Below are 13,162 nucleotides of genomic sequence, written 5' to 3'. Positions count from 1 at the left end.
TCATGCTGTTGATGTCGTTGTCTGTAGATGCGGAAATTCGCATACAGAATTACTACTTTTATGCCCTTGAAAAAAGCAAACCGACATATGATTATCGTGAAAAGAGTTTTACTGCTTTTTTTGGCGATTCGTTGTTCGATGAAAATAAAGATGCCATATATCTTTTCTATGAACGTGATGGGATCCAGCGCTTATTTATATTCAATTCAAATGAATCGGGTGAAATAACAGTATTCCAACTCCCGGAAACAAAGATTATTCCGTGGTTGCATCCGGAACAATATATGGAAAAACGCGACAGTTTGCAGAAAGCCGGTATTTCGAGAAACAAATGCATGAACCTCGGAGTTGACGGAAGTTCTGTTTTGCCACAGCTAGACTCGCTGCAGCTGGATTCGCATCTGTATGTCGACCCCTACTTTGAAGATGAAAGCGTGTCATCAACCGAAATAAAGAAGGATCAGAATCACGTGATATTGGGTTTTTCGCAAAAGGCTGGAAAACGGCGATACTTCTATTACATTAAATACGAGGATTTTTGGGAAAGGCAACCTGAGTATTTTGCCGTTTATGGAAAAGTCTTTAAGATTGTCGAAAAATTGAGTAGTTCCATTGCTTTCCCGGAGTGCCGATGAAATTTATTCTGCCTGTTATTGCGTTTTTCTTGCTATGTTCTTGTGCCGGACTTTTTTATACAAATCCGGAAGAACAAATCTATGGTGCCAGTGAGGTGAAAGTCGTTTTTTTTGAAGAATGGGGCGTATTCCGAATAACAGGGTATGGGGTTGTTTCGAAAAGGGCTGGAACTTTTGTACCAGGCGATTCTTCGTTTGAAAAAGTATGTCGCGATATTCATAGTAGTTCTGATGTAGCCCGATTTGTTTTAAATGATAGATTGGACGTTTTGATGATAGAATGCTATTACCAACCACCATATCCAATCAATACGGATAGGTTTATTGATATTTTTGTAGGAAAAATGTTGCCTAATTATCGAAAGTTATGGGTCAAGAAAGATTCTGTCTATCGAATTCTTTACAGTGGCGATAGCGCACAGGTCGTGGCTGGGACTTACTGCAATCATAGGATGATTTGTGCCGAGAAGGATAGGAATAAATGTGTATTCGATAAAGATTTTGAGAAAAAAAGAGATCGAATGTATTATGGCGGACCTTTCTATGAGATTTCGTTACCTGCCACAGGTGCAGTCCGTTCTCTGACTATTCGTACAAACCCCAAGGACCTTGAAGGCTACAAGCCCCTGAAACTCGACCCCTCCATCCTCCCGCTTGAAAGCCCCGGTTACAAAAAGCTCCGTGAGTATGAGGAAGCCTTGTCAAGATAGCTTTCGTGTGCTAACTTGAAAAGAATTATTTATATTCATTTTGTGAAAGGCTTGACTTTTTAGATATGATTCTTGGATGGGTTTTCGGTTATGAAAAAAATTGCGTGCCTAATCCTTTGTCTGTTCTTCTGGAATTGTTGTCCGATTTGTGGGAGCGACTGCTTCTATACCATCGAAAAATCAGTGGATGTCGATGCCGTCGAAAAATATCGTGATGTTGATTATTATTTGAATCATGGATCATATGAATTTGTAGACGATACACTTCAAGAGCACTATTATAAAACTTCTTGTTTATACATTGATTCTGTGAATGTATATAACCTCAGTATGCCGGTCTTTGTTGAAGCTTACATTACGTATGATGGCAATACAGAAAAGATCGATTCATCCCTTGTCAGATATAGGACTGTCATAGACGGAAAACTTGGCATATTTATTGACAAAAGAATGCCCGAACCCTCAAGTCGTCTCAAAATTGTTGTTACAAAAGACGGGAAAAAGACTGTATTTGAATTTGATATCGTTCACAAGGCGTACAAGTCTAGACATTCCCGCAGATGGATGTCTTTTGCATCGTTTTGAGCAGATGCTTTATTCCTCCGCTGTAGGACTCGGTCATTTGCAATTCTAGGGCGATTAATTTATATGCGTCCTTAACTTTGCTTCACAAAAAAAGCTGCGCGGTTTTCCGCACAGCCTTTTGTTTAGGAGGAGTACTTTCTAATGTATTCGGTTACAGGCCGAAGGCTTCCTTCATGCCTTCGATGAGCTTGGTGCCCTTCGGGCTTGCGCCTTCGGATTCGAACAGGGCGAAGCCGCCGGTGTAGCCCCAGTGCGTGAGCGGAATCTGCAGCGTGTCGCTGATTTCCTTCATCGCGGCCATGTAGTTGAGCACGGACTGCTTGTCGGTCTTCAGGTTGTAGGCGCCGAACTCGTTGATGATCACCGGGACGTTGTTCTTGACGGCCCATTCCTTGGCGGGGAGGACAATCTTCAAGATGGCTTCCTTGCTGCCGTTCTTGTAGTAGTTCTTGACGGCGGTCTTGACCCAGCTGGGAGTGCTCTTGCTGACACCGAAGTCGGCACTGTATTCCGACCACTTTTCCTTGTCGTAGGGGAACATCAGGTTCTTGATGGTCTTGGTCTCGGCCCAGCTTGCGCTCTGGTGCGTGAACACGAACGGTTCGTAAGTATGGATCGCGTAGACGATGTTGTCGTCGTTCAGCGGCTTGCCCTTAGCGAGCAGGTCGATGGAGTACCACGACGCGTCACCGAAGATAATCGTGTGCTTTTTGTCGACGGTGCGGATGGAATCGATGTCTTCTTGCGCTGCGGCGCGCCAGACGTCGGATTTGACGGCGCCATTGGTCATGTCGGGTTCGTTCAGGAGTTCGAAGAAGATGTCTTCACGTTCGTTGCTGGCGTAGTGGGCTGCCACGTGCTTCCAGACGTTCGCCATCATCTTGGTGTATCTCGGGTCCTTTGCGCTCTTTGCGTTGTAGCTGTTGTCGTATTCGTGGTAGTCGATGACGAACGACATGTTGTTGCGGCCGGTCCATTCCACGAAGGAATCGAGCACGCCGAAGAGGTTCGCGTCGTCGAACTTGAGTTCTACGGTGTTGGTGGTGTCGGCGACAAACTCGTCACGGTTGGTGGCGTACCTGTCGAGGTCGATGGGGAAGCGCAGGGACTTGATGCCGTTCTCGGCCATGAGTTTCACGTCGCTCTCGTCGAACTTGAAGGTGCCCTTGAAGAGGGTCGTGGCTTCTTCGAGCCAGTTGGTGATGTTGATGCCCTTGTTGAGGTACTTCATCGCCTTTTCCTGGAGCGGGTTGGCGATGGCGACGTCACCGATGGTCACTTCGGGGATGACCGGGTCCATGATCGTCATGTCGGGCTTGTCCTTCTCGATCTCGCTGGTGTCCTGCAGGTAAACCTGGTCGATGACGACGGAGTCGGTGATGTTGTTGCCCTTTGCCTGGAAGCTGATGGCGGTGATGTGTGACGGATCGAATTCGACTTCCTCGCCCCAGCCGCCCTGGGCCAGATCCTTGAAGCGGATGAACACCTGCGTCCATGTGCGGGATGCCTTGACGGTCGCGAGATGCACGTCGTAGTCCTTCACGTCGGAGGTTTCCACGTGGATTTCGTGCTTGCCGCCCACGTACCAGTAGCTGATTCCGCCGAAACGGCTGCAGTCGAGAGAGTCGGGAACCTGTGCGCCCCAGCCTACGTACGGGTCATAGGCGTATTCGCCCTTGTTGAGCGTGTAGTTGACCTTGAACGCGAATTGTGTGCCGTTGTTCGTGGCTGTGGGCAGGGGGTAGCCCTTGTCGCTCACTTCCGGTGTCGTGATGACGGATTCGGCTCCGTTGTCGTGGTCGTCGTAGGTGTACCAACCGGTGCCGATGAGGGTGCCGCCGTCGCCGTCTTCGAAGTCGTCGACGAGTACGCCGGGGCCCGTTGTGGCCGGGATGTTGGCGCTAGGCGTAGTGTCGGTGCGGGCGGGGGGTACCTGCTTGCTCGTGTCAATCGTCGCAGTATCGATGACGGAGGAAGACGAACCCGGATCGACTACGGAATCGCTGGATAGGGGGGCGAGCGGCTCGCCGGATTCAGAATCGCCGCAGGCGGCGATGGACAGCGCGATGATGCTTGCTGTCGAAAGTGTAATGAGTTTCTTGAAAGACATGATGGCCTCGCTTGTTGTTTTACGAACTTAATATACACTTTCGGAGAGCCCGAATTATGCGTGATTGAATGTGAATGTTTCAAACTGTATCAAGTGTTTTACTCCGGGACGGCACCCGCGGGCCAAAAAAAGACAAAAAAGTGTGATGTTTGCCCGAAAATGGGATAAAAGTGAGTATATTTTGCGCCAGTGCCGTTTTTTTCCATCGCATATCATGAATCCGTTCGCTATTCCCCGCGGTCTGCCGGGGACCCGGTGACGTTGCACTGGGAACAGCGCGTGCCGCCCGACAAGAGCTATGCGGGCGCGAAGCGCTATTCCATCGCCGAGAATCACGCGGCACCTGTAGATGGAGACCTGTTTTCGCTGGTCGGCACTCCGTCCTCGATGCTGAACCGCGTGTTTTTGCAACTCAAGAACGACGTGTGCGCCGACGCTCTCAGGTCCATCGGCGTGTATGCGCTTTTGCAGGGTGAACGCATTCCCGACGGACTATATTATTTTGATAGCGCTTCGGGCGAACTGGTCGCTTTGCCTGCCGGCGGTTCGACTGGCTCACCAAACAGTGCGAAGGCGCGCCGTGCGAATATCGAGACCTTGTGTGCCGCGTTCCCGACGGGTGATTATATCCGCGGGGCGAACATCACTCTGTTCTTTACGGGAATCTTTGACCGCGTGGTATGGCGCTACAAGGAGGCCGCGTACCGCGAACTTCAAATCGACGCGGGCAGTTACGCCGGGCTTGTCTCGATTCTCGCGAGGTCGCTCGGGGGCACCGCTATCCCGTTCAGCGCGTTCGTGGACGACGATGTCGCGGTGGCGCTCGGGCTTTCGCCTTCGGAGGTGCCGCTGGCGGCGCTCTGCATAATGCCCAAGTCGCTCAAGAAGTACGAGACGGTATCTGAATTCGCTTATAGCAACCGCAGCGAACTCCCCGAAACTGCGGGGAGCGGCAGCCGTTACATGGCGCGGTTCTTTATGCAGAACCGTGTGGAATGCATTACCGATCTTTCGCGTTGCATGAAGGTGTGCCGCGTGGTGAACCAGCCCGTAGAAGGCGAGGAATTCCCGCTTACGCCGCTCAAGTTCCCGAACGAGTATTTCTTCCGCGAGTACGAGTTTCTCGGGCCCGGCGCGGTGAGTTTCCGCAATTTCAAGCCCTGGAAGGCGTCGCTCGATGATTTCTCGACGGTGCTGCGCTGGATGGAAATCTGCAACCTCAATTCGTTCGGCGCGGGGCTCCTGAAAATCTGGGTGGTGAGTTTCGACGTGCAGCTCGTTTACCCCGGGCTGTACCGTTACCTGCCGCTCAAGAAGACGCTCTACCTGCGCACGAATTTCAAGGATCGCGAGAAGTTCGCGAAGTGCCATCTGGATAGGGAAACCGCGGGGAACGTTTCTTTCGCGGTCGTTTTCTCCGCCGACCTGGAAGAAGCCTGCAAGATGCTCGGTGAACGCGCTTACCGCTACCTGAACATGAATGCGGGATACGTGGCGGAAATGCTGCGCGAATCGGCCCGCGGGCTCGGCAAGTTCGCTCGCCGCGAACCGTTCTTCTGCGAGGAAGACCTTAAAAAGGCGTGCCGTTTCCCCGAGAAAGAAACGCTGCTCTGCGAAGTCCTGGTCGGGCGATAAACTGGCTTAGAACCACGTTACGATTATCGGTGCGACGATTGCCGTGAATAGCCCGGCAAGCCCGATGGACAGACTGCTCATCGCGCCCTGAACTTCTCCCATTTCCATTGCCTTGGTGGTCCCGAGAGCATGGCTTGCCGTGCCGATGGCGATACCCTGGGCGACCCTGTTCTTGATGCGGCAGAACCTGCATACGACGGGTGCCGCGACGGCTCCCGTGATTCCCGTGACCGTGATGGCGATGATGGTGACGGAGGGTATGCCCCCGATTTGCTCGGAGACGACGGAACCCATGGGAATCGTTATGGACTTGGGCAGCAGCGAGAGCATGAGCGTGCGGCCGAGGCCGAACAGTTTGGAGAAGAAGATGACGCACGCGATGGAGGTGAGGCTCCCGATGGCGATGCCCGCGAGGATGGGTTTCCAGAACTGCTTGAGCTTGGAGATTTGCCTATATAGCGGGACGGCGAGCACGACGGTGGCGGGGGAGAGTAACACCGAGATATAGTTTCCGCCGATGTTGTAGCTTTCGAGGCTGATGCCGGTCGTAAGCAGGAACCCCACGATGAGTACGTTCGCGATGAGGATGGGGTTCAGTATGGCGAGTTTCCACTTCTTGCTTACGAGGACGCCTATTTCGAAGGCGACGAGCGTGAGGAGGATGCCGAACAGGGGTGTGTTGACGAGTTCGTTCATTCCTTGCCCCCGTTGTCGTTTGCGGCCTGAATGCGGGCCTTGCCGCGTTTGGCTTCGTGCCTTTCTTGCAGGCGGATGAGGATCTGCGTGGAAATTCCCGTGGCGGCGATGGTCACGAGCGTGAATGTGATGCAGAGCACAAGCAGCAGGGGCCATTTCGCGAGGATGTCGTCGCCTACGGCCATGATGGCGATGCTCGGCGGCAAGAAAAACAGCGCGAGGTGGTTCAGGAAGAATCCCGAGACTCCCGAAATCTGCTCGGGTTTGAGCACCTTGAGGCAGAGGAGAATGAGCAGCAGGACCATGCCGATGATGTTCCCCGGCAGGGGTATGCCCACGACGCGGTGCAGGAATTCGCCTGCAAGGCAGATGGCAAAAATGACGGCAAGTTGAAGCGGGATTCTCATTTCGCGGGAAAATGTAGAAATTATTTTTTTATTTACCCCCTTAACGGGAATTGTAAAATTTTCTAAATTTGGCCGCGTTCTCTCTCAGAACGGAGTGCAAAATGACCAACATTCACGCCAAGGAATCCTTCAAGAACTTCCTTTCGGGTGTCAAAGCGACAGTCACCCCGGAGTCCGTGAGGGCTCTGCGCAGGGGCTACACCAAGAAGAACTTCGTGAGTGACCTCATGTCGGGCGTCATCGTCGGCATTCTCGCTCTCCCGCTCGCCATCGCGTTCGCCATCGCTTCGGGCGTGGGTCCGGAACAGGGCCTCTACACGGCGATTATCGCGGGCTTTGCCATTTCCCTGCTGGGCGGTTCCCGCTTCCAGATTGGCGGCCCCACGGGCGCCTTCATCGTGATTGTTTACGGCATCGTGAGCCAGTACGGCTACGACGGCCTTGCCTCGGCGACGCTCCTCGCGGGCATTTTGCTCATTATCTTCGGTATCGCGAAGCTCGGCGCCATCATCAAGTTCATTCCTTACCCGGTGACCGTGGGCTTTACCGCCGGTATCGCCATCATCATTGCGCTCGGCCAGGTCCCGAACTTCTTCGGGCTGCGTTTTTTGGCCAAGGACCCTGCCGACGCCATCGGCAAAATCAAGCTTTACGCGACTTCTTTCGATACTATTAATATATATGCCGTGATTGTCGGTCTCGTGGCGCTCGCCGTCTGCATCCTGTGGCCGAAGATTACCACGAAGGTTCCCGGCTCGCTGATTGCGATTATCGTCGCAACGCTCCTGGTGAAGGTCCTTGGCTGGGACGACCCGGTTACCGGCCATGGCGTCGTGACCATCGGCATGAAGAACCACATCCCGACCGGCTTCCCGATGCCGCACCTGCCCAATATCAGCATCGAGATGATGCAGAAGGTGTTCCAGCCGGCCTTGACGATTGCGATTCTCGGCGCTATTGAATCCCTGCTTTCGGCGGTCGTTGCCGACGGTATGACTTCTACCAAGCACCGCTCCAATACCGAACTTTTCGGCCAGGGCGTCGCGAATATCCTTTCCCCGATTTTTGGCGGTATTCCTGCGACGGGCGCGATTGCCCGTACCGCGACGAACATCCGTAACGGCGCTGTGAGCCCGATTTCGGGCCTTGTGCATGCGGTGGTGCTCCTGCTTATTATGCTCGTGCTCGGCAAGTATGCCGAAATGATCCCGATGGCGGCCCTCGCTGCCGTGCTGTTCCAGGTGGCGTTCAACATGTGCGGCTACCGCAGCTTCATCAAGATGTTCAAGGCCCCCAAGAGCGACGTTATCGTGATGCTCGTGGCCTTCTTCCTCACGGTGATTATCGACCTCACGGTCGCTATCGAAGTGGGCGTGCTGCTGGCCGCCGTGCTGTTCATCAAGCGCATGAGCGATGTTTCCGAGATGGAGACGGTGACCGAGGCCCTCAAGGACGACGACGAGGAGGCCGCGCACAACGAACTTTCCCGCCAGGTGCCGAAGGGCGTGGTGGTCTACGAACTGGCCGGTTCGCTCTTCTTCGGTGCGGTCGACAAGTTCAAGGATACGATGGCCCGCATCTCGGACAAGCCGAAGATCCTCATTTTGCGCATGCGCAGCGTTTCGAGTATCGATGCCGCCGGTATCCAGATGATCGAGGATTTGCTCGGCCGTTGCAAGCGCGAAGGCACGCAGCTCCTGCTCAGTGGCGTGCATGCCCAGCCTGTGGTGGCGCTTACCCGCGCAGGGGTGCTGAAGCAACTCGGCGAAGAGAATGCTCTTGGCAATATCGATGCCGCTCTAAACCGCGCCCGCGAGCTGCTCGGACTGCCGGTGGTTGACCCCGCTCACGAATTGCAGAGCGCTCCGACTGTTTCTTGGGAAAAGAGTCTCGATAGGCCGTGGATGCCGGAAGAATCCAACGCGGCTGTTGCCGAGGAAACGCCCGAAGTCATCGCCGAAAAGATGATGGATGAGCCCATTGTCAAGATAGAAGAGAAATAATTTTTCTGTTTTTTTTGTGACATTTTTAATTTTTCGGGGGGATTTGTCTCAATCCCCTCGTTTTACAGATAGATGAATGTGAGCCCAGTCTCAGTGTGATTGTCGTTACTTGTAATTAGGTTTTTTCCATTCTATATTAGAGTTACGAACAAAACAAAAGGGAATCTGGATGAAAGCACAAATTATGAAAGACCTCGCCTCCACCACGTTCTTCGCCAACTTCATGGTCGCCTTTATGGGCGTTACCTTATTTCTGCTGACTAATTTTACGTAATAACTCTCAATCAAGACCCCCCCAAAAAAGGAACGGCCTATGTGCCGTTCCTTTTTTAATTTGTGCGAGTTCCGCTATTGCAGGATCTGTAGCAGCCGCTTCTTGGCGGGGGAGTCGGGCAGCGGGTAGAACAACTCGCGCGCGAAGCTCGATATGAGCATCATCTTCGCTTTTTCCGGAGGGATTCCGCGGCTAACGAGGTAGAACATCTGATCTGCGTCGAGTTCGCCTACGGTATTGCCGTGCGTGCATTCCACGTCGTCGTGGTAGATCTTGAGCACGGGCTTCACGGAGACGGAACTGTCTTCTGAGAGGAGGATGGTGTTCACGAGCTGGCTGGAATACGCCTTGGTGCATCCGTTCCCTACGACGACGCTGCCGTCGTAGCTTGCGCGGGAACTGCCGTCGAGCAGGTTGCGCGAGAACTGTACGCTTGTCGTTTCGGGGGAGTCGTGGTAGATGTGCAACCTGTGGTGGCTCTCCGACGTCCCGTCGAGAATGTTCAGAGTGCGGATTTCGAAATGGGCGCCGGCCCCGCGCAGGTGGCAGTCGAGGCTCACGCGTGAAATGCCGTTTCCGCGTTCGATGCTCGAGAAGCGCACGTTGGAACCTGCCGCCTGCTCAATGTTGAAGTGGCGGAACCTGAGGGGGAGGTCGTTCGCCGGATTGGCGAAGAAAATCTCCACGTCGGCGCCTTCACCCACATGGAGGTCGAAGCGTTCGGCGTCGAGGGCGTGCATCACCTTGTTGTCGAGAATCTCGAAGCTGGCCTTCGCGTTCTTGCCGATGTTCAGCACGGTGCGGCCGAAGTCGTTGTTGCACTTCAGGAGCGCCATTTCGCTGTCGCCGTCGGCGATGCTTCTTTCGAGCGTGCGTGCGTTGCTTGCGATGGGAAGGAGCGCCGCGAAATCGTTTTCGCTAGAAAAGTCTTCGGCGCAGGCGCATGCGTCCGGAAATTCCGGCGTAGGAATCTTAGAAACGGGGAAGAACGTCCACAGCTCGTTGTTCCTGCGGGGCATTCCCAGTTGTTGTATGCGGGAGAGTGCGTCCATTACTTCTCCTCGATCCAGTCGTAGCCCTGTTCTTCAAGCTTGAGGGCGAGTTCCGGCCCGCCGCTCAGGATGATTTTCCCGTGGCGCAGCACGTGCACGTAGGTGGGCTTGATGTAGTCGAGAAGCCTCTGGTAGTGCGTCACGAGGATGACCGCCTTTTCCGGGCTCATGATGTGGTTGATTCCGTTTGCGACGATGCGGAGCGCGTCGATGTCGAGGCCGGAGTCCGTTTCGTCGAGGAAGCTCACCTTCGGGTCGAGAATCGCCATCTGGAGGATTTCGTTACGCTTCTTTTCGCCGCCGGAGTAGCCTTCGTTCACGCCGCGGTCGCGGTAGCGCTCGTCCATTTCGAGCAGTTCCATTTTTTCTTCGCAGAGCTTCTTGAAGTCGCTGTCGCTTATTTCAGGCTCGCCGAGGAAGGCGCGCTTGCTGTTGAGCGCCATTTTGAGGAATTCCACGTTGTTCACGCCCGGGATTTCGGTCGGGTACTGCGTGCTGATGAACAGCCCGGAGTTCGCGCGTTCGCTGATTTCCATCTCTAGCAGGTTCTTGCCGTCGAGTTCCACGGAACCGTCGTCCACTTTATATGCGGGGTGGCCCATGATGACTTTCGAAAGGGTACTCTTGCCCGAGCCGTTCGGACCCATGATGGCGTGGACTTCGCCGGGTCTCACCTCGAGGTTGATTCCCTTCAGGATCTGCGTCCCGTCTTCGATGCTTGCTTTGAGGTTCTTGATAGATAGCATGTTTTTATCCTTGTGTGGCGGCTAGGATGGGTATAAGTGCTTTTTTGCTCGAGATGACTTGGTCGGCGAGCGTGTCGATAGAAAGCCGGCCTTCCTTGTACTGTCTGTCGAGTTTTTCCATGTTCTGCATGAACTTGTTCAGGTCCATGCGCTTTTGTACGCCTTCGGGCGTGTCGAGCGCGATGGTCTTGCGGAAACGGTCGCACAGCCTGAAGGTGAGCACCATGAGGCTTTCGTAGAGCTCGATGATTTCCTTCGGGGGCGTCCACGATTCTTCGGGCAGGTTCTCCATGAACTGCTGCAGTACGGGGGAAAGCTGTTCGTACAGGACCTTCGGGGAGAAGTATCCCGTTTCGCTGTAGTTTGCGATAATCGTGTTTACGAATTCCTCGATGAGCGAGGATTCGAAGAACTGTATTCCGCTGGCGGCGAGTTCCACGTCGAAATATTCGCAGGCGCGGTCCATCAGGGTGGGGTTGCTCACGAGCAGGTTCGCGAATCTTATTTCGACCGGCGAGAGAATTTCCCACGGGACGCGCTCGGGTTCCTGCTGCACCTGGGGCATATCGCCGTATTCCGCAAATTCCGGATCAGGCTGCGGTTGGGGCTGGGGCGCGGGTGCCTTGGGCGCCCTTTGCGGCTTGATGCTCTGGATGCCTTCGAGCGAGCGCGTGGTGCTGAATCGTTCCGAGATGAGCTTCACGTACTGGTTGCGGAGTTCGCTGTCCTGGATGCTCTTCACGATGGACTTGACGTAGGTGACGAACGAGGCGCGTGCCTCGATGCTCTGCAGGTCCGAATTGTTGGAAAGGTAGCTGAGCCAGTCTTCGGCGTATTTGAGTTGTTCGCGGAAGGCGTCGGCTCCCTGCTCGTTCACGAAGTTGTCCGGGTCTATCTTGGTGCCGTCGGGGCGGGCGAGTGCGAATACCCTCGGGACGATTCCCTTGGGAAGCACGATTTCGAGGGAGCGGCGGGTTGCCTTGCGGCCGGCTGCATCGCCATCGAACACGAGGTAGGCCGTCTTGGCGTAGCGTGCGAGGATGCTTGCATGAATTTCGGTGAGCGCGGTGCCCGATGCGGCCACCACGTTTTGCACGCCGCCCTGGTAAAGGCTGATGAGGTCGAAGTAGCCTTCGACGATGATGACTGCGTTCTCCTTGGAGATGGCGGCGCGGCTATGGTTCAGGCCGAACAGGATTTCGCTCTTGTTGTAGAGCGCGGTATCCGGGCTGTTCATGTACTTGGGACGCTCGAAGCCTTCCTGCTTGGGGGCGAGGTCACGGCCGCCGAAGGCGACCACGATTCCCGACTGGTTCTGGATGGCGATCATCAGGCGGTCGCGGAACTTGTCGGCGATTCCCCCGTTTTTCTTTTCGGTGGCGAGTCCCGCCTTCACGCAGTCGCGGGGCGAGAATCCGTTCTTCGCGGCATAGGCGATAAAGCCTTCGCGACCATCGGGTGCGTAGCCGATGTGAAATTCCTTGCGCGTCTTTTCGCTGACATTGCGCTTGGCGAGATATTCGAGTGCCTTGGGGCTGAGCGTGAGCTGCTGTTCGAACCATTCGCAGGCGAGTTCGTTCAGCTTGCGGACCATGGCGCGTTCTTCGGTGACTTCGGCGTTCTCTTTCGTCGTGAATTTCGGGAGGTCGAAACCCACGAAGTTCGCGACCCATTCTACCGCACCGTTGAAGTCGATTTTTTCGTGCTCCTGCACGAACTTGAATACGTCCCCGCCGGCTCCGCACGCAAAGCATTTATAGATGCCGAGTGTCGGGTTCACCGTCATGGAAGGGGAGTGGTCATCATGAAAGGGGCATACGCCCACGTAGCGGTTCGTACCCGTGCGTTTCAGCGGCAAGAACTGCTGGATCACGAGCGAAATGTCCGCTTGTGATTTGAGCTGCTGAATAATTTCGTTGGGGTAGAACGGCATGCCGCCAAATTTAGTTTTTTTTAGTAAAAATGTTGGCTTCGGGCACGCCCCGCACGCTCGCACAATCACTTCGTTTAAGTATTCGCTTTGCGAAGAGCCCCTCTCCGCAAAAAAAACGATAAAGGCTCTGTTTGGGAATAGTTTATTGCTATGGCGCATGTAGGAGATGAGCGGAGGGAGGAAATCCTCGTGACTGTTAGTCACTTCGGATTTCCTTTAAACTGCAGGGGAAAGATTAAACTGCTTTTATTCAGGTAATGTTTGCTACGAGGGACGCTTCGCGCTCGCGCAATTGGAAATGTGAAAGTGGCGGTGAAATGGAGTAAAAAGTGTCGATTTCACCGCCAATAATCGCGGAAGAGTTTCATTTTTTTTT

The 13,162-nt window shown here is 54.1% G+C and carries 9 protein-coding genes and 1 pseudogene; 4 read left to right on the top strand and 6 right to left on the bottom strand.

The features are described 5' to 3' along the window. Positions 1 to 2: 2 nt before the first annotated feature. Together IK012_RS04485 and IK012_RS04480 are read left to right on the top strand one after the other, a co-directional pair. Positions 3 to 635: a hypothetical protein gene (locus tag IK012_RS04485; protein WP_290951095.1), complete on the top strand. Its 633-nt coding sequence runs from the start codon at positions 3 to 5 to the stop codon at positions 633 to 635. Continuing rightward, positions 632 to 1,345, top strand: a complete 714-nt coding sequence (locus IK012_RS04480; RefSeq protein ID WP_290951092.1) for a hypothetical protein — start codon at positions 632 to 634, stop codon at positions 1,343 to 1,345. Before IK012_RS04485 ends, IK012_RS04480 begins: the two co-directional genes overlap by 4 nt. 736 nt (positions 1,346 to 2,081) lie before the next feature. Here IK012_RS04480 and IK012_RS04475 read toward each other — a convergent pair. After that, positions 2,082 to 3,950 (bottom strand): annotated as a pseudogene (locus IK012_RS04475) (cellulase family glycosylhydrolase); the annotation flags it as partial. 279 nt (positions 3,951 to 4,229) lie between these two features. Between IK012_RS04475 and IK012_RS04470 the strand changes: the two are divergent. Then, entirely contained in the window at positions 4,230 to 5,675 is a 1,446-nt protein-coding gene (locus tag IK012_RS04470) for a nitroreductase family protein (RefSeq protein ID WP_290951089.1), read from the top strand. Positions 5,676 to 5,681: 6 nt separating this feature from the next. On the opposite strand, the gene IK012_RS04465 is transcribed toward IK012_RS04470, so the two are convergent. Continuing rightward, a complete protein-coding gene (locus IK012_RS04465) occupies positions 5,682 to 6,371 on the bottom strand; it encodes an LrgB family protein (protein ID WP_173343542.1) in 690 nt (229 codons plus the stop codon). Beyond that, positions 6,368 to 6,778, bottom strand: a complete 411-nt coding sequence (locus IK012_RS04460) for a CidA/LrgA family protein (RefSeq protein WP_290951085.1) — start codon at positions 6,776 to 6,778, stop codon at positions 6,368 to 6,370. The genes IK012_RS04465 and IK012_RS04460 overlap by 4 nt, the downstream gene beginning before the upstream one ends. A 101-nt stretch (positions 6,779 to 6,879) precedes the next feature. Between IK012_RS04460 and IK012_RS04455 the strand changes: the two genes are divergently transcribed. Next, entirely contained in the window at positions 6,880 to 8,781 is a 1,902-nt protein-coding gene (locus IK012_RS04455) for a SulP family inorganic anion transporter (RefSeq protein ID WP_290951082.1), read from the top strand. 348 nt (positions 8,782 to 9,129) lie between these two features. Here IK012_RS04455 and IK012_RS04450 read toward each other — a convergent pair whose 3' ends face one another. Genes IK012_RS04450 through dnaG form a run of 3 tightly spaced genes read right to left on the bottom strand, consistent with a single transcriptional unit; the run spans position 9,130 to position 12,786 of the window. Then, positions 9,130 to 10,107: a SufD family Fe-S cluster assembly protein gene (locus IK012_RS04450; RefSeq protein ID WP_290951079.1), complete on the bottom strand. Its 978-nt coding sequence runs from the start codon at positions 10,105 to 10,107 to the stop codon at positions 9,130 to 9,132. Further along, the gene (sufC, locus tag IK012_RS04445) at positions 10,107 to 10,853 is read right to left on the bottom strand and encodes a Fe-S cluster assembly ATPase SufC (protein ID WP_290951076.1); all 747 of its coding nucleotides are present in this window, start codon (positions 10,851 to 10,853) and stop codon (positions 10,107 to 10,109) included. Before sufC ends, IK012_RS04450 begins: the two co-directional genes overlap by 1 nt. Positions 10,854 to 10,857: 4 nt before the next feature. Then, positions 10,858 to 12,786, bottom strand: a complete 1,929-nt coding sequence (gene dnaG, locus IK012_RS04440; protein ID WP_290951073.1) for a DNA primase — start codon at positions 12,784 to 12,786, stop codon at positions 10,858 to 10,860. Between the last annotated feature and the right edge of the window lie 376 nt (positions 12,787 to 13,162).

The sequence above is a fragment of the Fibrobacter sp. genome (assembly GCF_017551775.1).
GTDB lineage: Bacteria > Fibrobacterota > Fibrobacteria > Fibrobacterales > Fibrobacteraceae > Fibrobacter.
This window is presented reverse-complemented; position numbering and strand designations above follow the sequence as displayed.